This is a genomic window from Paenibacillus sp. WG02 (genome assembly GCF_055396115.1).
This window is the reverse complement of record NZ_AP036016.1, coordinates 1-23,344: the sequence shown is the minus strand read 5'-3', so window position 1 is coordinate 23,344 and position 23,344 is coordinate 1. Positions and strand designations below refer to the sequence as shown.

Below are 23,344 nucleotides of genomic sequence, written 5' to 3'. Positions count from 1 at the left end.
CTTTACCGGCTATAATCCGGTGAGATCAAGGTGCTTGTACCATCAATTATGCTTGTCTTTGCTTTACCATGTCTAAGAAATAGCTGTGCAGACGGAAGTCGTCTGTCAGCTCTGGGTGGAACGACGCCGCAAGGAGATGCCCTTGCTGCGCTGCGACGATCTGGCCGTCATACGTAGCCAGTACATCTACTCCCGGTCCCACCTTCTCGATGAGTGGGGCCCGAATAAAGACAGCGCGAACGTTCTCGTCGATGCCTTTGATCGGCAAATCCGTCTCAAAGCTTTCGCGCTGACGACCGAACGCGTTGCGAGCCACCGTGATATCCATCAGCTCAAGGTGAGCTTCCGGCTGTCCGGTGATCTCTTTCGCGATGACAATCAACCCCGCGCAGGTGCCGAAAATCGGCTTGCCCGCGGCGGAAAATTCCTTCAGCGCATCAATGAAACCATAGGTGCGCATTAACTTGCCGATTGTCGTACTCTCTCCACCAGGTAAAATAATACCGTCAAGATCAGCTAGCTGCTCAGTTCGTTTGACAACGACGCCTTCGGCGCCAGCCTTCTCGATCCCACGAATATGTTCTGCTACCGCGCCTTGCAGCGCGAGAACTCCGATCTTCGTCATTACCAGCCGCGCTCCTGCATACGCTCGGAAGCTTGCAGCTTGGAAATTTCGATTCCCTTCATAGGGGCACCCAGGTTTTTGGAGATTTCTGCAATCAATTTATAGTCTGTGTAGTGAGTTACGGCTTCAACAATCGCTTTCGCGAATTTCTCAGGGTTATCGGATTTGAAAATACCAGATCCAACAAATACACCGTCAGATCCAAGGTGCATCATAAGCGCTGCGTCTGCAGGTGTGGAAACACCGCCAGCTGCGAAGTTAACAACAGGCAATTTACCTGTTTCGTGAACTTGTAGAAGCAACTCATAAGGAGCGCCAAGTGTTTTCGCTTCAAACATCAATTCATCCTTGGACATCCCTTGGATTTTGCGAATTTGACCTTGAATTGTACGCATATGACGAACAGCTTCTACGATATTGCCCGTTCCTGGCTCACCTTTGGTACGAAGCATGGAAGCACCTTCACCGATACGACGCAAAGCTTCACCAAGATCGCGGCAACCACATACGAAGGGAACCGTGAAATCACGTTTGTTGATGTGGAATACTTCATCCGCAGGTGTAAGTACTTCACTCTCATCGATATAGTCAACGCCTAGGGATTCAAGAATTTTCGCTTCAACGAAGTGTCCAATTCTTGCTTTCGCCATGACTGGAATGGATACTACTCTCATCACATCTTCAACAATTGAAGGATCAGCCATACGGGAAACGCCACCAGCTGCACGAATGTCAGCGGGTACGCGCTCTAGCGCCATAATTGCAGACGCGCCAGCTGCTTCTGCGATTTTAGCTTGCTCGGCATTCATTACGTCCATGATGACGCCGCCTTTTTGCATTTCGGCCATACCAGTTTTAACGCGGGAAGTTCCTGTTTCCATTCTTTATTTCCTCCTATAGCTTCTATGCCAATTTCATGTAGTTACCTACACGATTCGATAGTAAATCTTCTAAACAATTATTTTACATGAAGGATGGTTAATATACAACCCATTTTCTGGTCTAGGAACCGCCTTTAATCCCTTTAAACAAATCGCTGAAGAAGTTCGTGAACGAGCGGAACAAGAGACGAATCCAGCTGCCTTTTTGTACATCATCATTGGCGATTAGATCAACTGTTTTATCTTGTCCATTGTAGCTTACCTTCACTTTACCGAGCGTATCGCCCTTCGTAATTGGAGCTACGAGCTTACTCTCTTCCAGTGGCTCTGCCGTAATTTTAAAGTCTGTATCTTTCGCACCTTTTCGAGTGACGAATGTCAGACCTGTTTTTGTCACGAGAGGCACTTGTGTTTGAACGCCTTTCTTAATGTTTACGAATTTCAATGAATCTATTTCTTGCTTAGCATTTAGGAAAGGTTTAATTTCAAAATTATTAAATCCATAATCGAGCAGCTTTCTCGTTTCGTTGAAACGCTCCGGTTCTGTTTTGGTACCCATGACAACAGAGATAAGACGCATTCCGTTTCGTTCAGCAGTCCCTGTAAAACAGTACCCTGCATCATCGGTAGAACCAGTTTTCAAACCGTCTAGACCTTGATAAGCATACTTTTTAAAATTCGTGTTGCTCTGATTTCCTTCTAGCATCCAGTTCCAATTGATCATTGGCGTTTTATCCGTAGCTCTTAATTTTAAAGATGGGATTTTCGTGAATTCAAGAATTTCTTTATGATCTTTAAGGATATTATAGGCCAGAATGCCGGCATCTCGCGCAGTCATTTTGGTCTCGCCTTCAATAGATGCCGGCGGATTTTTGAGATCAGCACGTGAAAGTCCAGTAGCGCTAATGAAATGAGCTTTGTCCGACATACCGAGTTGTTTGGCTTTCTCGTTCATCATTTTCGCAAAATTCTCTTCCGTACCTCCGAGTAATTCTGCAAAAGCCACGGAAGCATCATTCGCGGAGTAGATGGACATTGCATTAAACATATCTTTAAAGGTCAGGGTTTCATTAGCGGCAATCAATTGACCTGAACCTATGACATCCGCAGCATTTTTACTTGCTGTGACGGGAGAATCCCATTTATATTTACCTTCTTTAATACTCTCCATCGCAAGATATTCTGTCATCATTTTAGCCATACTCGCCGGAGGGAAAGCTTCATCCGCATTAAATTCATAGAGCACAGCTCCTGTGCTTGCTTCCATAATAATGGCAGATTTAGCTGCTACTTTAGGTTCATTGTTAGCTGGCGTTGGTGTCGTTGAGGCCGCTGGAGCTGCTGGTGCAGTCGTGGCTGCAGGTGCTTTGGTATCCGCGGCATATGTTGGTTGTATATGTAAAAGTAAGGATTGAGCAATTAAACTAACACCTAACACCAAAGCAACCTTTTTCTTTGTAAAACTTAAAAATCTCACAATTTCACTCTCCCTAGTGATGTAATAACACGTTATATTGTACCACACCCCATTAGACAAAAAAAAGAAGACGTAGGTTCAATTCCCACGCCTCCAATTTCATCCATATTGTGACAAATTACAACGAGTAATTAGGTGCTTCTTTGGTAATTTGAATATCATGCGGATGGCTTTCTTTTAAGCCTGCACCGGTAATTCGAATAAACTGCGTATCATGAATAAGTTCTTGAATATTGCGGGCCCCACAGTACCCCATACCTGAGCGAAGACCGCCCACGAGTTGATACACCGTATCTGCCATAGGCCCTTTATACGCTACACGACCCTCGATACCCTCAGGAACAAGCTTGCTCTCGTTCTCTTGGAAATAACGGTCCTTGCTGCCTTCCTTCATCGCCCCTAAGGAGCCCATACCCCGATACACTTTGAATTTACGCCCTTGGAAAATCTCCGATTCACCTGGACTCTCATCCGTTCCAGCAAAAAGACTACCGATCATAACCGCACTGGCTCCGGCCGCGATCGCTTTGACAACATCCCCGGAGTACTTGATACCGCCATCTGCGATAATAGGGACTCCAAACTCTGCAGCAGCTTGCGCACAATCATAAATAGCTGTAATTTGAGGAACACCAATTCCCGCAATTACCCTTGTTGTACAAATGGATCCAGGCCCAATACCAACCTTCACCATGGATGCTCCAGCTTTAATGAGGTCACGTGTACCGTCACCTGTGGCTACATTTCCTGCGATGATAGGCAGCTCCGGGTATTGTGCTCTAAGCTTTTTCACAGTTTCTGCAATATTAATGTGATGACCATGCGCAGAATCTACGACAATCACGTCGATGCCGGCTTTTACAAGAGCTGCAGCTTCTCTCCATAACGTCCTTAGCAACACCTACAGCTGCGCCTACGACTAAACGACCCTGTGCATCCTTAGCGGAGTTAGGGAACTGAATGGCCTTCTCAATATCTTTAATGGTGATTAAACCCTTAAGCTCAAAATTCTCATCGACCAAAGGCAGTTTCTCAATTTTATGCTTTTGAAGAATGCCTTCCGCTTGTTGAAGCGTAGTCCCTACAGGAGCCGTAACCAGATCTTCTTGAGTCATTACTTCTTTAATTTTAATGGAATAATCATGTACAAAACGCAAGTCACGGTTCGTTAAAATCCCCACCAGCTTGTTCGCTTCATTCACAATCGGTACACCAGAAATGCGGTATTTCGCCATGAGTTCTTCTGCGTCATAAACATGATGCTCCGGTGTAAGTGAGAAAGGATTCGTGATAACGCCACTCTCTGATCTCTTAACACGGTCAACATGCTCAGCTTGAAGCTCAATGGTCATATTCTTATGGATAATCCCGATACCGCCCTCTCGTGCCATCGCAATCGCAAGCGCTGACTCCGTAACAGTATCCATAGCAGAGCTAATAAATGGGATATTTAATTTCACATGAGGCGCGAGCACGGTTGAAACATCGATCTCCTTACCGAACACTTCAGACTTTCTCGGCACCAACAATACATCATCAAACGTTAAACCTTCCTTACCAAACTTGTCTTCCCTCACAACACTTATTCCTCCTTAGAGCTCTCTATGAAAGAAAGCTTTGTTCGAATGAATCTTCTCATTCGTTTTGTTATATGATTGCAATCTTAACAAAAGCCTATTTTTCGTGTCAAGGAAAAGGACAAGTCTACCGGCTAACCTTCGGCCTGAATAAGTCAATTCCGTTAACGATACGAATACGTGCTGCTCGAGTTCCATAACAAAAATTGTTCCACACCCTGCTCCTTAGCCGCTTTAATTTGCTCTTTAACATCAATCGTTCCATATTTCTTATGCGGTTTTACCCAAGTAGCTGTAAAATCTTGATACCACGGTCTTATTTCCGCAATTTGGCTATCCGTCTGCTTTAAGATCTGGTTCTTCCCATTTGCATCGCTGATCGCTTTACGAATAACCGCATAGGGCTGTAAATCGGGATTCTTAATCCCATATACCCCACTTGTATAATGAGATGGATACAACATAGGTGAGATATAATCAATTTGCTTACTGATCATCGACCAATCTTGTCCAATGCCCATATCATTATCAGATGAAGTGGTTAATCCAAAGACATCAGCAGATAAATAAGCTTGTCCACCAATTTGTTCTTTAGCTTTCTTGAGGAAATTCTCAATTACCTGCGCTTTCGTCCAATGATTAGGGTTATCGAATTTAACCTCCTGATCTACTTTCTTGCCGTTCTCAGGAAATCTCACATAATCAAACTGAATTTCATCGAAACCTAATAAAGCGGCTTCCTTAGCAACTTGAATGTTATACTCCCACACCTTTTCCTTATAGGGATCCACCCAAGCTGTTCCCTTACTATCCTTCCACACGTTCCCCTCTTGAGTCATCATGGCATAACTACTTTTTTTCATGCTTAAATAGGGATCTTTAAAAACAACGACACGTGCAATCGTATATATGTGTTTCTCCTTTAACCTTAGAAGTGTGGCTTTCAGATCACGAATAATAACGTGGCTATTCGCCCCTATCTCATTTACCAAAGGAACCGTTGACGGATATGTAACTTGTCCCGAATCATTCTTTACATCGATAACCATCGCATTCAAATCGGTTTGATCTACTAGGTCAATCAGTTGCTCAAATTTATTGCCTACCGCTGACCAGGCAGATACGTAAATCCCTTTGACAATCTGCTTCTCAGGTTTATGAGGCGTATTCTTGACCTCAACAGAAGACAGTTGCTTCGCTTCTTTGATTGAGATGGGCATTGTTTTCCCTAAATTGTTCAAAGCGCCTAGCGGATCTGTAGCATCCTTGATGGAGTCCATCTTTGCCGAGCAGCCACTTGCTATCTGTATCACTAAGAAACCAAGAAACCAACCACGCAAACCTCTCCTGTAGATCGATACATCCATACTAATCCCTCCTCATAGGGCTAGTATGGTTTAATATGTCGCATTGTACTGATGTAAAAAAAGAGTCTTTCTGGAATTTCTTCCAAAAAGACTCTTTTATAAGTGCTTGGCAACGTTCTACTCTCCCAGAACCCTGCGGTTCAAGTACCATCGACGCTGGAGGGCTTAACGGTCGTGTTCGAGATGGGAACGCGTGGGTCCCCTCCGCCATCATCACCAAACAGTCAAAGCGTGGTTTGCGCCTTGAAAACTAGATACGAAACTTACGTAAAGGTTTGAATTGCTTAGGTTTTCTGGGCCCCAATCAAGTATTCGGAATTCGCTACAAAGCTTATCTTCACTTGGTTGGGAATTGGTTAAGCCCTCGACCGATTAGTATTCGTCAGCTGCATGCATTGCTGCACTTCCACCTCGAACCTATCAACCTCGTCGTCTACAAGGGGTCTTACATACTGGGAAATCTCATCTTGAGGGGGGCTTCGCGCTTAGATGCTTTCAGCGCTTATCCCCTCCGTACATAGCTACCCAGCGATGCCTCTGGCGAGACAACTGGTACACCAGCGGTACGTCCATCCCGGTCCTCTCGTACTAAGGACAGCTCCTCTCAAATTTCCTACGCCCGCGACAGATAGGGACCGAACTGTCTCACGACGTTCTGAACCCAGCTCGCGTACCGCTTTAATGGGCGAACAGCCCAACCCTTGGGACCTACTTCAGCCCCAGGATGCGATGAGCCGACATCGAGGTGCCAAACCTCCCCGTCGATGTGGACTCTTGGGGGAGATAAGCCTGTTATCCCCAGGGTAGCTTTTATCCGTTGAGCGATGGCCCTTCCATTCGGTACCACCGGATCACTAAGTCCGACTTTCGTCCCTGCTCGACTTGTAGGTCTCGCAGTCAAGCTCCCTTATGCCTTTGCACTCTGCGAATGATTTCCAACCATTCTGAGGGAACCTTTAAACGCCTCCGTTACATTTTAGGAGGCGACCGCCCCAGTCAAACTGCCCACCTGACACTGTCCCCATACCGGTTCACGGTACCAGGTTAGAACTCCGATACGATCAGGGTGGTATCCCAACGGCGCCTCCACCCAAGCTGGCGCTCAGGCTTCAAAGGCTCCCACCTATCCTGTACAGATCGTACCAAAGTCCAATATCAAGCTGCAGTAAAGCTCCATGGGGTCTTTCCGTCTTGTCGCGGGTAACCTGCATCTTCACAGGTATTAAAATTTCACCGGATCTCTCGTTGAGACAGCGCCCAAGTCGTTACGCCATTCGTGCGGGTCAGAATTTACCTGACAAGGAATTTCGCTACCTTAGGACCGTTATAGTTACGGCCGCCGTTTACTGGGGCTTCAATTCATAGCTTCGGGTTGCCCCTAACCACTCCTCTTAACCTTCCAGCACCGGGCAGGCGTCAGCCCGTATACTTCGCCTTGCGGCTTCGCACAGACCTGTGTTTTTGCTAAACAGTCGCTTGGGCCTTTTCACTGCGGCCCCCTCGGGCTATTCACCCTACCGAGGCACCCCTTCTCCCGAAGTTACGGGGTCATTTTGCCGAGTTCCTTAACGAGAGTTCTTCCGCGCGCCTTAGAATTCTCTTCTCACCCACCTGTGTCGGTTTGCGGTACGGGCACCTTCGCCTGGCTAGAAGCTTTTCTTGGCAGTGTGAACTCATGACCTTCGGTACTTAAAGTTTCCCTCCCCATCACAGCCCAGCCTTACGATGTGCGGATTTGCCTACACATCAGCCTCACTGCTTGGACGAGCATCCATCAGCTCGCGTCACTATCCTTCTGCGTCACTCCATCGCTCATAACGGCTACGGTGGTACAGGAATTTCCACCTGTTGTCCATCGACTACGCCTTTCGGCCTCGCCTTAGGTCCCGACTTACCCTGAGCGGACGAGCCTTCCTCAGGAACCCTTAGGTTTTCGGCGGATCAGATTCTCACTGATCTTTTCGTTACTTATACCGGCATTCTCACTTGTATGCGCTCCACCTGTCCTTACGGTCAGAATTCAACGTACATACAACGCTCCCCTACCCATGCACATACGTGCAAGCCATAGCTTCGGTGGCGTGTTTAGCCCCGTTACATTTTCGGCGCAGAGTCACTCGACCAGTGAGCTATTACGCACTCTTTCAATGGTGGCTGCTTCTAAGCCAACATCCTGGTTGTCTGTGCAACTCCACATCCTTTCCCACTTAACACACACTTGGGGACCTTAGCTGATGGTCTGGGCTGTTTCCCTTTTGACAATGGATCTTAGCACTCACTGTCTGACTCCCGGATTTAAGTTTGTGGCATTCAGAGTTTGACTGGACTTGGTAACCCTTGGCGGGCCCCGCACCCAATCAGTGCTTTACCTCCACAACTCAACATCCGAGGCTAGCCCTAAAGCTATTTCGGGGAGAACCAGCTATCTCCGAGTTCGATTGGAATTTCTCCGCTACCCCCACCTCATCCCCGCATTTTTCAACATGCGTGGGTTCGGGCCTCCAGTGAGTGTTACCTCACCTTCACCCTGGACAGGGGTAGATCACACGGTTTCGGGTCTACGTCCACGTACTAAAGCGCCCTATTCAGACTCGCTTTCGCTGCGGCTCCGCCTTTTCAGCTTAACCTCGCACGGGAACGTAACTCGCCGGTTCATTCTACAAAAGGCACGCCATCACACATAAAGAGTGCTCTGACTTTTTGTAAGCACACGGTTTCAGGTTCTTTTTCACTCCGCTTCCGCGGTGCTTTTCACCTTTCCCTCACGGTACTGCTTCACTATCGGTCACTAGGGAGTATTTAGCCTTGGCAGATGGTCCTGCCGGATTCCGACGGGGTTTCACGTGACCCGCCGTACTCAGGATACCTCTAGGGGTTTCGTTCGATTTAAGCTACAGGGCTTTTACCTTCTATGCCGAACCTTTCCAGATCACTTCGCCTACCGAACTAACCCCATAACGAGGTCCTACAACCCCAAGGAGCAAGCTCCTTGGTTTGGGCTATTCCGCTTTCGCTCGCCGCTACTGACGGAATCACTTTTGTTTTCTTTTCCTCCAGGTACTTAGATGTTTCAGTTCCCTGGGTATGCCTCTACTATTGCTATGTATTCACAATAGAGTAACTGCGCATTACCACAGCTGGGTTCCCCCATTCGGACATCCCCGGATCAAAGCCTGCTTACGGCTCCCCGAGGCATTTCGTCGTTCGCCACGTCCTTCTTCGGCTCCTAGTGCCTAGGCATCCTCCGTGTGCTCTTTCTAGCTTAACCACTAAAAAAAGTTATTGATTCATGCATAGTCCGAAGACTACACAACCTAAGTTCTTACTTTACGTTTTGTTTCGTTATCTAGTTTTCAAGGAACAAGATTGAAGGTAAATTCATCCTTCAAAACTGAACACGAGTGAGTAAGCTGTTTTGTGCTTTCGCACTTGACTGGTCTTATCAAGACCGAGTCTCCATAGAAAGGAGGTGATCCAGCCGCACCTTCCGATACGGCTACCTTGTTACGACTTCACCCCAATCATCTACCCCACCTTCGGCGGCTGGCTCCCTTGCGGGTTACCCCACCGACTTCGGGTGTTGTAAACTCTCGTGGTGTGACGGGCGGTGTGTACAAGACCCGGGAACGTATTCACCGCGGCATGCTGATCCGCGATTACTAGCAATTCCGACTTCATGCAGGCGAGTTGCAGCCTGCAATCCGAACTGAGATCGGCTTTTAAGGATTGGCTCCACCTCGCGGCTTCGCTTCCCGTTGTACCGACCATTGTAGTACGTGTGTAGCCCAGGTCATAAGGGGCATGATGATTTGACGTCATCCCCACCTTCCTCCGGTTTGTCACCGGCAGTCATCTTAGAGTGCCCACCCAAAGTGCTGGCAACTAAGATCAAGGGTTGCGCTCGTTGCGGGACTTAACCCAACATCTCACGACACGAGCTGACGACAACCATGCACCACCTGTCTCCAGTGCTCCGAAGAGGGCGCCTATCTCTAGGCGTTACACCGGGATGTCAAGACCTGGTAAGGTTCTTCGCGTTGCTTCGAATTAAACCACATACTCCACTGCTTGTGCGGGTCCCCGTCAATTCCTTTGAGTTTCACTCTTGCGAGCGTACTCCCCAGGCGGCATACTTACTGTGTTAACTTCGGCACCGAGGAATCGAATCCCCAACACCTAGTATGCATCGTTTACGGCGTGGACTACCAGGGTATCTAATCCTGTTTGCTCCCCACGCTTTCGCGCCTCAGCGTCAGTTATAGGCCAGAAAGTCGCCTTCGCCACTGGTGTTCCTCCACATCTCTACGCATTTCACCGCTACACGTGGAATTCCACTTTCCTCTCCTACACTCAAGTCAACCAGTTTTGGATGCGAACCGGGGTTGAGCCCCGGGCTTAAACACCCAACTTAATTGACCGCCTGCGCGCGCTTTACGCCCAATAATTCCGGACAACGCTTGCCCCCTACGTATTACCGCGGCTGCTGGCACGTAGTTAGCCGGGGCTTTCTTCTCCTATACCGTCACACAAAGAGCAGTTACTCTCCTTGCTGTTCGTCTAGGGCAACAGAGCTTTACGATCCGAAAACCTTCATCACTCACGCGGCGTTGCTCCGTCAGACTTGCGTCCATTGCGGAAGATTCCCTACTGCTGCCTCCCGTAGGAGTCTGGGCCGTGTCTCAGTCCCAGTGTGGCCGTTCACCCTCTCAGGTCGGCTACGCATCGTCGCCTTGGTAGGCCGTTACCCTACCAACTAGCTAATGCGCCGCAGGCCCATCTATAAGCCACAGATTGCTCCGTGTTTCATAATTCTCTCATGCGAGAAAACCAGTTATCCGGTCTTAGCTATCGTTTCCGATAGTTATCCCGATCTTATAGGCAGGTTACCTACGTGTTACTCACCCGTCCGCCGCTAGCTTATCCCGAAGGATAAACCCGCTCGACTTGCATGTATTAGGCACGCCGCCAGCGTTCGTCCTGAGCCAGGATCAAACTCTCCATAATAGTAAAACTATTTGAAAGCTTAATTGCTCATTTGCGTTGCTAGCGAGATTTTGCAATCTCTTTTTGAACGATTTCTCGTTCGTGCTTACTCACTCGTTGTTCAGTTTTCAAAGATCAATTTCTTTCGTTTTAATCCTTCGCCCCTCAAAGGCGACTTGATTAATATACCACATCAGCCTATTCGATTGCAAGAACTTTTTTTAATTTCTTTCGTTCTTTCGTTCGACCGCCGAAGCGACAAGGAGTAATATAACAAATCTATTAGCGGAATGCAAGCTTTTCTTTTCATTTCTTAATAATCGGGTAGGAGGCTACCCATTAATTGAATAGCCGACCTCCCACACCACCGTACGTACCGTTCGGTATACGGCGGTTCCTAAGTTTACGCAGTGACTTGTCGATAATAATCTGAAAAGAATAAGAATCCGAGTCCTTTGATCGTGTTATTTCCGAGGGATTTGTTGAGGATTGGGCTATTGGAGGTTCTCCAATAGCTCTTTCTTGTGTTGGCGTACTCCCATGCTTTCTGTTTCTGGATTCCGAGTAATTGCAACATTGCGAACTTTGTCTGCACTCGTTTCCATTGTTTCCAGTAGATCATGCGGATTCGCCTTCTCATCCATTCGTCCGTAGTTTGGAGCAGTTTCTTCATGTCGGCTATTTTGAAATAGTTGACCCATCCCATTATGTAGCGTCTAAGTTTCTCCACACGATCTTCATTTCCTACTCCATTACTTCTGGATGTAAGCTCCTTTATTTTAGCTTTCATCTTTGCAATGGATTTCGTGTGAATTCTGACCCTTGTTTCTCCATTTCGCGGATAGAATGAGAATCCAAGAAATTTGACTCTCGTCGCCTCGTCCACTACCGTTTTCTCCCGATTCACTTTGAGAAATAACTTCTTCTCGATGAAAGGAAGAATGTTCTCTAGTGTCCGCTCGGCGCTCCTTCTACTTTTGCAAAAGATGAGAAGGTCGTCCGCGTATCGCACAAACTTATGATCGCGGCTTTCCAACTCCTTATCCAGCTCGTTTAGCATGATGTTGCTCAGTATTGGACTTAAGTTTCCGCCCTGCGGCACGCCAACTTCGGATTCCTCAAAGCGATGTTTCACGATGACGCCAGCTCTCAGATACTTATGTATGAGCGAAATGACTCGCCCGTCTTTGATGGTTCTCGATAGCACTTCGATGAGCTTATTTGGGTTAACCGTGTCAAAGTATTTCTCTAGGTCCATGTCGACTACATATTTGTATCCTTCCTCTATGTTATTTTGGCTTCTCCTGATGGCATCGTGTGCGCTCCGCTTGGGGCGGAATCCGAAACTGTTCTCTGAGAACTGCTTCTCGTAGATGGGTGTAAGTATTTGGGCAATTGCCTGCTGGATAACTCGGTCCACGACGGTCGGGATTCCTAGATTTCTTTTCTTTCCGTTCTCTTTCGGTATTTCTACCCTTCGAACGGCATTCGGACGATAGTTTCCGTCCAGAATGGACTGCCTGATGTTCTCTCCGTTCTCTTTGAGATATTGCAGAAGTTCATCTACTTTCATCCCGCCGATACCATGAGAGCCTTTATTCGCTTTGACCTTTTTGAACGCTTGGTTCATGTTGTCTCTGCTCACGATTTCCTCAAGTAGTCCCTTCTTCGGCTCAGTTGCGTTGGTGTTGCCTGTTTCAGTTATCCTCTCAGGATTGTGCACTCCCGCATATCCTTCATGTTCCGCATTATCTTTCTGCTTGGAGCCTTCTCCTCGAAGTTGGCTGCCCTTTATTCCTGTATTGGTAACTTTCATTGACTAACACCTCCTAAGGTTCAGCCCTTCCCTCATGTCGTCGACTACATCAGGTACTATGGCCTCTGCTGACTTCTCATGATAAATTTTATTTCAACCGTGATTCGAAATGATCTTCTCACGTCCATGAGATCTCCCACGGTAAGACGATTCACTTTCCTTCCATGTACCCACATCATTTACATTGGTATGTCCGTGTAGTTATTGGACTTCGTTTTGTTATGCAAACTCATCCCATACCTTATGCCTGATAATGTTCGTGTTCCTTGGGTCGGAATTTTGCCTCCAGCTTCCTTCAGATTCCACCTTACGATGGACACCCTTGCTCTTGGCTAGTGGTTGGTAACTACAAACCCCCACAGTGGACTTTCACCACCTAGTTAATCGCCATGCGTGGCGCACATAAAGAAAACCCCCTTTAGCAGGGGGCTAACATTATTCTCTATGTCTTTTAAATATGACCAATAACATCTTGAATGAATAGGCTTCTTTCTAATGTTAAATTAACGATCGTGCCATTTACGTTAATCCAAGGTCTAGTAGGATGAGAGCGATCGGAGAATATAATTTCACCCACACGGTTATCGCTTAATTTTACAATCGTTCCATTGCTGATTTGTGTGGACTTGTTCATAAATACTTGAACCAGGGTTGGATCTACTTTGCCGAATGACTCAGTGAAGAGCTGCTCAAGTACAACATACGGTGACAACGCCGTTTTATAGTAACGTTCATTGGTCATAGCGTTATAAATGTCAGCAATCGCTACTATTTTGGCATACATGTGAATCTTATCGCCTTTAACTCCTAAAGGATAACCAGATCCATCCTCACGTTCATGATGCTGAATGGCTGTTAATTTGACACCTTCGTTAATACCGGAAATATTTTTAAGAATCTGATACCCGATTAGCGTGTGCTGTCTAATCTCATCCATTTCGGATGTAGTCAAGGCTCTCTTCTTCTCAAGAATAGCAGGATCAACTTTGGATATACCGATGTCATGTAAGAGACCAGCTAAAGCAATTTGCATCAAATCTTTCTGAGGAAGCCCATGCCATCTAGCTAATGAATAAGCGGTTAAGCTGACCTGAATACATTTGTGATAGATATAATCTTGCAAACTGCGATTTTTGGGTGTGAAGGTAAGTACTTTATAGGCATCAATATGTTGAATGAGCGCTTCAAGACCGTTTCGAAGATCTAAGATAGGAAGCGGTTGTCCACCATTAGCGAGATAAAAGACACGTTTAAGCAGCTTCAACATATTCTGATATTCCAAATAAAAAGGATGAACGGCTGCAACTTCATTCGATTTCGTTTCTTCACTCGTGGCTTCGGGCTCTATACCATTCTTAGACTCAATAAAGACAGATGAAATAAGAAATGCTTTTAGAATCTCAATGTCTCTTTCATTAATGACTTTTCCTTTGTTGAAGAGCACATTTCCTAATTTTGTTATTACGTTATCGCCTAATCTTTCACCATATTTTAATTGAGAAACGGCTACTGTCGGCACAATCATTCACTCACCTTAACTTATCGTATACTTCTTATTGTAAAGTAAAAAGGATGGGTTTGTAAGCCCCATCCCGACATTTTATTCTTCTGTATCTGCTGCTTCTGTTTCTTCCCAATCGCCGTCTTCCTCATTCTCGCTTTGCTCTTCATTCTTCTGCACGCGAGCTAAGGTTCCAACTTCATCGTCTTCACGAATATTGATTAAGCGCACACCCTGCGTGTTACGGCCCATCATTGAAATCCCGTCCATACTAGTACGAATAACAGTACCCGATGCTGTAATAATCATAAGATCCTCATCATTTTGCACCACTTTAAGACCGACAATAGGGCCGTTCTTATCTGTGACGTTTAAGGTCTTAATCCCTTTACCACCGCGTGTCTGGATCCGATATTCAGAAACAGGCGTTCGCTTACCAAAACCTTTGGTCGTTACAATGAGTACACTGTTATCTTCATGGACAACGTCCATATCAATAACCGTATCTTCTGGATCCAGGTGTATACCTTTAACTCCAGTAGCAGACCTACCCATGGAACGAACATCTTGTTCTGGGAAATGGATGGACATGCCGAGCTTGGTTCCCATAATAATGCCTTGGTTACCGTCAGTCAGCTTAACACCAATGAGATCATCATCTTCCCGTAAATTAATAGCGATTAATCCGCCTTTACGAATGTTTGAATAATCGTCGATTGGAGTCTTCTTCACAACACCTTGCTTCGTTGCAAAGAATAAGTATTGCTCTGTTTCAAAGCTTTCTACCGGAATCACCGCGTTAATCGTCTCACCTTGCTCGATTTGGATTAAGTTAATGATTGGTGTTCCACGAGCCGTCCGGCTCAAATCCGGAATCTCATAAGCTTTCAGACGGTACACTTTACCTTTATTCGTAAAGAACATCAAATAATGATGCGTGTTCGTCACGAATAAATGTTCAACGAAGTCATTGTCCTTGGTATCCATACCAACAATGCCGCGTCCTCCACGCTTCTGGTTCCGATACGTCGTAACCGGAAGACGCTTAATGTAACCCGTATGCGTAATCGTGATAACGACATCTTCACGCGGGATGAGGTCTTCATCTTCGATGCTTTCCTCACCAACCGTAATTTCGGAACGTCGCTCATCGCCGAATTTCTCTTTAATTTCATTCAATTCTTCGCTAATGATCGCTAGAATTAGCTTCTCATCGGCAAGAATCGCTTTAAGCTCAGCGATTTTCTTCATAAGTTCAGCATACTCAGCTTCGATCTTCTCACGTTCTAAGCCCGTTAAACGCTGTAGACGCATATCGAGAATAGCTTGAGCTTGATCGAGGCTCAAATTAAACGTCGTCATGAGCCCTTCTCTAGCTTCTTCCGTCGTACGGGAAGCACGAATCAAGGCAATCACTTGATCCAAGTGATCAAGTGCGATGCGTAAACCTTCCAGAATGTGAGCACGCGCTTCGGCTTTGCGCAGATCAAACTCAGTTCTACGGCGAATAACTTCTTGCTGATGCTTGAGGTAATAATGCAGCATCTCGCGAAGATTTAGAACTCTTGGTTCGCCGTTGACGAGTGCAAGCATGATAATACCGAAGTTCGATTGCATCGCCGTATGTTTAAACAAGTTATTCAGAACAACATGCGGATTGACGTCGCGACGAAGCTCGATGACAACTCGCATACCGTTGCGGTCGGATTCATCTCTAAGATCCGTGATACCATCAATCTTTTTCTCACGAACAAGTTCCGCAATTTTTTCAACTAATCTAGCTTTATTTACTTGATAAGGCAGCTCATTAACAATGATTCTAGCTTTATTATTGTTTTCTTCAATAACCGTTCTAGCGCGCATCGTAACAGAGCCTCTGCCTGTTTGATAGGCTTGCCTAATCCCCTCACGGCCTAGGATAAAGCCAGCTGTAGGGAAATCCGGTCCTTTGATAGCTTGCATCAACTCAAGAGGTGTGATATCCGGATTTTCAATCAACATCTGGATACCTTCGATAACCTCACGAAGATTATGAGGAGGAATATTCGTGGCCATCCCTACCGCAATCCCGGAGCTTCCGTTCACAAGTAAGTTCGGAAAACGAGAAGGGAGAACTACCGGTTCATTTTCTTCGCCATCATAGTTAGGCTTATAGTCAATTGTCTCTTTGTTAATATCACGAAGAAGCTCCATCGCGATCTTCGACAAGCGAGCTTCGGTATAACGCATGGCTGCTGCCATGTCACCGTCGATCGATCCAAAGTTACCATGACCATCGACCAGCATATAACGAAGTGAGAAATCTTGCGCCATTCGGACCATCGTCTCATACACCGCAGTGTCTCCATGAGGATGGTACTTACCGATGACTTCACCAACGATTCTCGCCGATTTCTTATGTGGTTTATCTGGAGACATACCTAGTTCAGACATCGCAAACAAGATACGACGATGAACAGGCTTCAGACCGTCTCTTACATCTGGCAGTGCACGACTGACAATGATACTCATCGCATAGTCTAAGAAAGATGTACGCATTTCGGTCGAAATGTCAATTTCTTTGACTTGCGAATGTAATTCTTCGCTCATGAATGTTCCTCCTGAAAGCTTACATCGTTAGCAACGTCTAGGACGTTAGATATCTAGATTTTTCACGTACTTCGCATGTTCCTCGATGAAATCTCTTCTAGGTTCTACGTTATCTCCCATCAATGAATCAAAGAGCGTATCTGCTTCAATCGCATCTTCGATCGTCACTTGCAGGAATGTACGGCTTTCCGGATCCATCGTCGTTTCCCACAATTGTTCTGGATTCATCTCGCCAAGTCCTTTATAACGCTGTACATTGACTTTGGCGCCTTCACCGAACTCCTGCATGATGACTTCTCTTTGCTTTTCGTTATACGCATAGCGAACCGTTTTATTTCTTTCGAGCTTGAAAAGTGGAGGTTGTGCAATATACACATAACCGGATTCAATTAATTTTTTCATGTACCTGTAGAAGAAAGTAAGCAGAAGCGTACGAATGTGTGCTCCGTCAACGTCAGCATCAGTCATAATAATAATTTTGTGATAACGTGCCTTAGCGATATCGAAATCGTCACTGATCCCAGTACCAAAAGCTGTAATCATCGCACGAATTTCCGTATTGGACAGAATGCGATCCAATCTAGCTTTCTCTACATTCAAAATTTTACCGCGAAGTGGAAGAATCGCTTGGAAGTGACGATCACGCCCTTGCTTAGCGGATCCACCTGCAGAGTCACCTTCTACGATGTAAATCTCACTGATAGAAGCATCCTTGGAAGAGCAATCTGCTAGTTTACCTGGCAGAGCACTTACTTCCAATGCGCTTTTACGGCGAGTCAATTCTCTCGCTTTACGCGCAGTTTCCCTGGCTCTTGCCGCTTGAATCCCTTTTTCAAGAATCTTCTTCGCAACCGATGGGTTCTCTTCCATAAATGTTTGAAGCTTCTCGGCAAATAGCGATTCTACAATACCACGAACTTCACTATTTCCTAGTTTGGTCTTCGTTTGACCCTCAAATTGAGGCTCAGGAATTTTCACGGAAATAATGGCAGCAAGACCTTCGCGCACATCATCCCCCGATAAGTTGGAGTCACTTTCTTTCAACGAATTACTTTTGCGGGCATAGTCATTCAAGATCCGCGTTAGCGCGCTTTTAAAACCGGACTCGTGAGTACCACCCTCGTGTGTATTGATGTTATTCGCGAAGGAGTAAATATTTTCCGTATAGCTATCGTTGTACTGAAGGGCAATCTCAATGGAGATATTATCCTTGGAGCCTTCCACATAGATTGGCGTCTCATTGACGACCTCACGGTTACGGTTTAAATGTTGAACGAAGGAAACAATTCCACCCTCGTATCTATGTGTATTGACCGTGTCCGTACGCTCATCAATTAAATTAATCTCGATTCCTTTATTCAAGAAAGCGAGCTCGCGAATTCTGGATTGAAGAATGTCATAGTCATACTCTGTCGTTTCCTTGAAAATCTCCGGATCTGGCTGGAACGTAACCGTGGTGCCCGTTTCTTCGGTTTCACCTACGACTTTCACATCATATTGCGGCGTTCCGCGGCGGTATTCTTGTTGATGAATTTGGCCTTTATTCTTTACTTGTACAGTTAAGTGCTCAGACAGCGCATTAACCACGGAAATACCTACACCGTGCAGACCACCTGATACTTTGTAACCGGAATCCTCGCCACCGAATTTACCACCTGCGTGGAGCACGGTAAGTACAACTTCAAGTGTTGGTCTTTTCAGCTTGGCATTTTCACCGACTGGGATTCCACGGCCATTATCGATAACGGTAACACTATTATTCTTATGAACGATGACGTCAATCTTGGTACAGAAGCCGGCCAAAGCTTCATCAATACTGTTATCGACAACTTCCCATACGAGATGATGAAGTCCACGGGCACTGGTTGAACCAATATACATACCCGGTCTTTTGCGAACGGCTTCTAAACCTTCCAGAACCTGAATCTGACTATCATCGTACGCATTTTGATTCACAGACATGTTAATCTTCACCTGCTTTTCTATAGTGAGAGAAACCTCTATCGAAGTCATTCAAACGAGCGACCGCGCTTAGAGGACAGTATATTCGCCAATAAGAAAGCTGCTTTCGGAAAGCCGAAATCTTATACTTTCTTATGTGGGGAGAAAGGGTTAATTCGTTAACAACTGATGCGCTCTTTTCTTGAGCGTGGTTGAGGAAATTGGAGAATAATACACTTTACTCTTCGTAACCACGAGCGATTTGCAATCTTCATCGCCGATTTGCTCTGTTTTTTTATCTTTTAAAGCTTGCTGTATGAATTGTTTCGATATTTTGGAAGATTTCTCTATTGAGATATCGAAAATAGCAATCAGTTCGGATGCTCTAATAATTTTCTCTCCACCCAAATGAATAAACATGCTCCTCAGCTCCTGCCGCTTACATTTCCTTTCAAAACATGAAACACGGAAGCATGATCCAGTTGATCCAAATGGACACTTTCTAGACCTGTTGTTGTAATAAAAGTTTGGACTTTCTGCTGAAACGTACGGATCAGTTGTGTCTGTCTATACTCATCAAGCTCGGATAACACATCATCCAGCAATAATAGGGGATACTCGCCAACTTCCTCATGAATGAGCTCTATTTCCGCAAGCTTTAACGATAACGCTGTTGTTCGCTGCTGACCCTGTGATCCATACGTTTGGACTTCTTTGTCGTTGATGTAAAAAAGAAGATCGTCACGATGAGGGCCCACTAACGTAACACCTCTTCGGAATTCCTGATCCCTAACCAAAGATAACTTTATCATAAATTGGTTTAATAAAACAGATTCATCTTCAAACGGTGTCATATCAAAAGAGGGGGAATACCGAATCAGAAGCTCCTCACTATCGTTTGTAATCCCTCTATGGATCGTTTCCGCCCATTGTTGTAGCTTCTTAATAAAGCTTTGACGTTTTTTCATAATTTTAACACCATACTGTGCTAATTGTTCATTCCAAATGTCTAACATCGCGTCTGGTGCGGTTTTTCCTGGGAAAGATTGCTTTAAATAATTGTTCCGCTGCACCAATATTTTCTGATATTGCGATAAGTCATGCAGATAGGAGGGCTGTACTTGGGCAATCTCCATATCGAGGAAACGCCTTCTAACACCAGGAGTTCCTTTGACGATCTCTAAGTCTTCCGGAGCAAACATGACGACGTTCAAAGCACCGATAAAGTTACTAAGCTTCTTTTGTTCGAGGCCATTGATTTTCGCTTTTTTACCTTTGGTCGAAATGGAGAGATCCAGCTTACAGCTGCCATATCGCTTCTGAATTTCCGCATGCAGCTGTGTATGCTCACCGTTCCAGCCAATTAATTCTTTATCCTGATGGGTGCGATGTGATTTTGTCATGGCCATTACATAGATGGATTCTAACAAATTTGTTTTGCCCTGGGCGTTAGGCCCAACGAATATGTTCACATTGCTATCCGTTGTTAGCTCAATCTGGTCGTAATTTCTGTAATGACTGAGTACGAGTCTGTTCAAAAACATGGGCGGCCATCCTCCTGGGTTAATCCGATCAGGAGTTAACGACTTCGAATTGTCCGAAACCCTCCACGGTTACCACATCTTGCGGCACGAGTTTCCGGCCTCTACGATTTTCAGCTTGTCCGTTCACTTCAATTTTTGTATCCACAACAAAAAATTTGGCTTGTCCACCTGTGGATATACAGTCCGATAATTTCAGAAACTGTCCAAGTGTAATATAGTCCGTATTTATGGGGATCTGTTTCATATAACGCACTCCTTAATTCGTTGTTCGATACGGCAAAATAAGCTGCAGAATGTTTGTGGAATCTTGTGGTTTCATGATGATTGGCTGCATAGCTCCCGTAAATCCGATGTGAATGAACTCGGAATCAAGAACTTTAAGCGCATCGAGCATATATTTGGAGTTAAATGAGATTTTGAGTAACTCACCAGCAATATGCTGCAGGTTAATTTGCTCTGTTACTTTTCCAAGTTCGGAAGAACTTGAAGATATCTCAATCGTCTGGTCTTCAAGCATCATCATTTTCACAATGTTCGTCTTATCTTCTCTGGAAAGCAAGTAAGCACGGTCAATGGCTTCAGCCAATTCTTTAGTTGGTACGACCATTTCGGTTTGAAAAGATTGCGGAATCAGCTTAGATGTATCCGGGTAAGTTCCGTCTAGAATACGAGAATAGAACAAAATTGAATGAATTTTGAATAAAACTTGATTGTCGGAAATAACTATATCTATAAGGGAATTCTGATCCGGCAAAATTTTGCTTAATTCGTTCAGAGTTCGGCCTGAAATAACTATGTTAGGAAGTTGATGGGCATTATCATTATCAACGGTTACTTCTCTGCTAGCAAGTCGATGCCGATCACAAGCAATGAATTTGAGTTTATCACCTGAGATGTTCCAGAGCACACCCGTAAGAATAGGCGTAGACTCATTCGTTGATACGGCATAAGAAGTTTGCTTAATCATTGTTTTCAGCAAATCGCTGGGTAAACGAAGCATTTTACTTTCTTCGATTTCGGGCAACAGCGGATATTCATCGGGATCGAGCCCCATGATTTGAATCTCAGAAGAACCTGAACGAATAATTGTTTGAAAGTTATTTCTTACTTCGATTTCGATTAATTGTGCAGGTAGTTTACGTATAATTTCAACGAAGAATTTGGCTGGAAGAACGACGCTGCCGGCTTGAAATAGTTCAATAATTTTAATCTTGTCATTTTCACTAGGGGTAAAGCTTTGAATGGAAATATCCGTATCGCTTGCTGTAAGGGTTACACCGCTTAAGGTTGCATCTATTTTGATCCCTGTAAGGATAGGTATGGTTGTACGAGAGGATATGGCTTTGGAAACGTGACCAATGGATTCAATTAAATGGTCTTTTAGGATGGTTAATTTCATGATTTCACTCCTGTGGTTCTTTTTTTCATTGCGTTAGCATAATCATTATATAATAACATTCTTTATTAGTAATAGCAGTAGGGGCACTGGATATGTGGATATGTGGATGAATCTTATATAAATCAAGCCTATCCACATGTGAATAGATTGTGCATAGGCTTAGCCAAAATTAAATGTTATCAAGAGGGGTTCTTGATGCGTTCTGTCAGATTATGAACGATCTTATAAAGATCCTGATCTACTTTCAGTTGCTCTGATATTTTATCATGGGCATGGATAACCGTCGTATGGTCACGGCCACCAAAATTATCTCCGATTTTCGGCAAAGAGAAGTCCGTCAGCTCACGTGCCAGGTACATCGCGACCTGTCTAGGAAATGCGACGGCTTTTGTACGCTTACGAGCCTTGAAATCCTCTAGCTTCAAACCATAGAATTCTCCAACCCGCTGCTGAATATCCTGTATCGTGATGACTCGTGGTCGATTTGATGGAATGATATCTTTCAATGCTTCAGCTGTTAGATGCACGCTAATATCCTGATTAATAAGGGACGAGTACGCAACTACTCGAATCAAAGCACCTTCAAGCTCACGGATATTCGTATCGATTTGGTTCGCGATATAGATCATCGCTTCATTCGGAATCTCCAGATTCTCTGCTTTTGCTTTCTTGCGGAGAATGGCAATGCGTGTTTCTAAATCAGGGGGCTGAATGTCTGTAATTAATCCCCACTCAAATCTAGAGCGTAACCGATCCTCCAGGGTTGGAATTTCTTTGGGCGGCCGGTCACTAGAGATAATAATTTGTTTGCCTTCTTCATGAAGCGCATTAAATGTATGGAAAAACTCCTCTTGCGTACCTTCTTTACCAGCGAGGAATTGAATATCATCAATCAACAAAACATCGATCGTTCTATATTTATTACGAAATCCTTCGCCGCGGTTATCACGGACCGCATTAATAAATTCATTCGTGAACTTCTCTGATGAAATATATAAAACACGTGCTCCTGGGTTATGTTCTAACACATAGTGGCCGATAGCATGCATCAAATGGGTCTTACCTAAACCAACTCCTCCATATAGAAAGAGGGGATTGTAAGCTTTAGCCGGCGCCTCGGCAACAGCCAGGGATGCAGCATGAGCGAATCGATTGCCGGATCCGATAACGAACGTATCAAAGGTATACCTAGCGTTCATCATATTGGTGAAATTTTCTTCCCCTGTAACAATCGCAGGACCTTTTGGCGGGAAAACGGTTGGTTGGACTGCTGTAGACTGAGATTTCTGTTCTTCCGTTTCAATGATGAATTTCACAGAAACCTGTTTACCCGTAAAGTCATATATGGTTCCTTCAATTAGCTTGGTATAGCGGCTTTCGAGCCATTCCTGAGCAAAATTGTTGGGCGCACAAATAACGACAGTTGAATCATTAAATACTGTCGCTTTCGTTGATTTAAGCCAAGTGTCGAAGCTTGGTTTACTTAGTTTAGTTTGAATAATCGTTAAAATTTGCTGCCATAAGTCCGTAGAATGGCCTTCCACAGTAATTCACTCCTTTGAAATCAAACATGTGGCATAAGGCCAGTAAAGATATGTTCGGTTTATAAAGCTTTATTGTTAAATCTCGAAAATAACCTATTCA

13 protein-coding genes, 3 rRNA genes and 1 pseudogene are annotated in these 23,344 nt (G+C 45.0%); all 17 read right to left on the bottom strand.

The features are described from left to right. Positions 1-46: 46 nt before the first annotated feature. Entirely contained in the window at positions 47-625 is a 579-nt protein-coding gene (gene pdxT / locus ACBP55_RS00085) for a pyridoxal 5'-phosphate synthase glutaminase subunit PdxT (protein ID WP_036633183.1), read from the bottom strand. Next, on the bottom strand, positions 625-1,506 hold the full coding sequence (pdxS, locus tag ACBP55_RS00080) for a pyridoxal 5'-phosphate synthase lyase subunit PdxS (RefSeq protein WP_029195693.1): 882 nt from the start codon (positions 1,504-1,506) through the stop codon (positions 625-627). The genes pdxT and pdxS overlap by 1 nt, the downstream gene beginning before the upstream one ends. A 121-nt stretch (positions 1,507-1,627) precedes the next feature. Beyond that, positions 1,628-2,983, bottom strand: coding sequence for a D-alanyl-D-alanine carboxypeptidase family protein (locus ACBP55_RS00075; protein ID WP_464648884.1), 1,356 nt, complete (start codon positions 2,981-2,983; stop codon positions 1,628-1,630). A 118-nt stretch (positions 2,984-3,101) separates the two neighbouring features. Then, positions 3,102-4,560, bottom strand: a pseudogene (gene guaB / locus ACBP55_RS00070) (IMP dehydrogenase). Positions 4,561-4,724: 164 nt separating this feature from the next. After that, positions 4,725-5,927, bottom strand: a complete 1,203-nt coding sequence (locus ACBP55_RS00065) for a putative glycoside hydrolase (protein WP_464648882.1) — start codon at positions 5,925-5,927, stop codon at positions 4,725-4,727. A gap of 104 nt (positions 5,928-6,031) precedes the next feature. Beyond that, positions 6,032-6,148 (bottom strand): 5S ribosomal RNA (gene rrf, locus ACBP55_RS00060). 131 nt (positions 6,149-6,279) lie between these two features. Beyond that, positions 6,280-9,195, bottom strand: a 23S ribosomal RNA gene (locus ACBP55_RS00055). 194 nt (positions 9,196-9,389) lie between these two features. After that, positions 9,390-10,931: ribosomal RNA gene (locus ACBP55_RS00050) — 16S ribosomal RNA — on the bottom strand. Together the 16S, 23S and 5S rRNA genes form the textbook arrangement of a ribosomal RNA operon. 382 nt (positions 10,932-11,313) lie before the next feature. Beyond that, positions 11,314-12,726, bottom strand: a complete 1,413-nt coding sequence (gene ltrA, locus ACBP55_RS00045) for a group II intron reverse transcriptase/maturase (RefSeq protein ID WP_464648880.1) — start codon at positions 12,724-12,726, stop codon at positions 11,314-11,316. A gap of 451 nt (positions 12,727-13,177) precedes the next feature. After that, on the bottom strand, positions 13,178-14,245 hold the full coding sequence (locus tag ACBP55_RS00040; protein WP_464653574.1) for an HD-GYP domain-containing protein: 1,068 nt from the start codon (positions 14,243-14,245) through the stop codon (positions 13,178-13,180). 81 nt (positions 14,246-14,326) lie between these two features. Next, positions 14,327-16,816: a DNA gyrase subunit A gene (gene gyrA, locus ACBP55_RS00035; RefSeq protein WP_268614648.1), complete on the bottom strand. Its 2,490-nt coding sequence runs from the start codon at positions 16,814-16,816 to the stop codon at positions 14,327-14,329. 45 nt (positions 16,817-16,861) lie between these two features. After that, the gene (gyrB, locus tag ACBP55_RS00030; protein WP_464648877.1) at positions 16,862-18,778 is read right to left on the bottom strand and encodes a DNA topoisomerase (ATP-hydrolyzing) subunit B; all 1,917 of its coding nucleotides are present in this window, start codon (positions 18,776-18,778) and stop codon (positions 16,862-16,864) included. 150 nt (positions 18,779-18,928) lie between these two features. After that, the gene (gene remB, locus ACBP55_RS00025) at positions 18,929-19,177 is read right to left on the bottom strand and encodes an extracellular matrix regulator RemB (protein ID WP_029196167.1); all 249 of its coding nucleotides are present in this window, start codon (positions 19,175-19,177) and stop codon (positions 18,929-18,931) included. Between the two features lie 5 nt (positions 19,178-19,182). Further along, positions 19,183-20,301, bottom strand: a complete 1,119-nt coding sequence (recF, locus tag ACBP55_RS00020; protein WP_464648876.1) for a DNA replication/repair protein RecF — start codon at positions 20,299-20,301, stop codon at positions 19,183-19,185. A gap of 28 nt (positions 20,302-20,329) precedes the next feature. Continuing rightward, positions 20,330-20,545, bottom strand: coding sequence for a S4 domain-containing protein YaaA (yaaA, locus tag ACBP55_RS00015; RefSeq protein ID WP_464648874.1), 216 nt, complete (start codon positions 20,543-20,545; stop codon positions 20,330-20,332). Between the two features lie 12 nt (positions 20,546-20,557). Then, the gene (gene dnaN, locus ACBP55_RS00010; RefSeq protein WP_029196164.1) at positions 20,558-21,700 is read right to left on the bottom strand and encodes a DNA polymerase III subunit beta; all 1,143 of its coding nucleotides are present in this window, start codon (positions 21,698-21,700) and stop codon (positions 20,558-20,560) included. Between the two features lie 179 nt (positions 21,701-21,879). Beyond that, positions 21,880-23,244, bottom strand: coding sequence for a chromosomal replication initiator protein DnaA (dnaA, locus tag ACBP55_RS00005; protein WP_464648871.1), 1,365 nt, complete (start codon positions 23,242-23,244; stop codon positions 21,880-21,882). Between the last annotated feature and the right edge of the window lie 100 nt (positions 23,245-23,344).

Bases quoted from the DNA above. Each gene is read 5' to 3' on its own strand.
- pdxT (WP_036633183.1), bottom strand. From the start codon at position 625: ATGACGAAGATCGGAGTTCTCGCGCTGCAAGGCGCGGTAGCAGAACAT.
- pdxS (WP_029195693.1), bottom strand. From the start codon at position 1,506: ATGGAAACAGGAACTTCCCGCGTTAAAACTGGTATGGCCGAAATGCAA.
- ACBP55_RS00065 (WP_464648882.1), bottom strand. From the start codon at position 5,927: ATGGATGTATCGATCTACAGGAGAGGTTTGCGTGGTTGGTTTCTTGGT.
- ltrA (WP_464648880.1), bottom strand. From the start codon at position 12,726: ATGAAAGTTACCAATACAGGAATAAAGGGCAGCCAACTTCGAGGAGAA.
- gyrA (WP_268614648.1), bottom strand. From the start codon at position 16,816: ATGAGCGAAGAATTACATTCGCAAGTCAAAGAAATTGACATTTCGACC.
- gyrB (WP_464648877.1), bottom strand. From the start codon at position 18,778: ATGTCTGTGAATCAAAATGCGTACGATGATAGTCAGATTCAGGTTCTG.
- remB (WP_029196167.1), bottom strand. From the start codon at position 19,177: ATGTTTATTCATTTGGGTGGAGAGAAAATTATTAGAGCATCCGAACTG.
- recF (WP_464648876.1), bottom strand. From the start codon at position 20,301: ATGTTTTTGAACAGACTCGTACTCAGTCATTACAGAAATTACGACCAG.
- yaaA (WP_464648874.1), bottom strand. From the start codon at position 20,545: ATGAAACAGATCCCCATAAATACGGACTATATTACACTTGGACAGTTT.
- dnaN (WP_029196164.1), bottom strand. From the start codon at position 21,700: ATGAAATTAACCATCCTAAAAGACCATTTAATTGAATCCATTGGTCAC.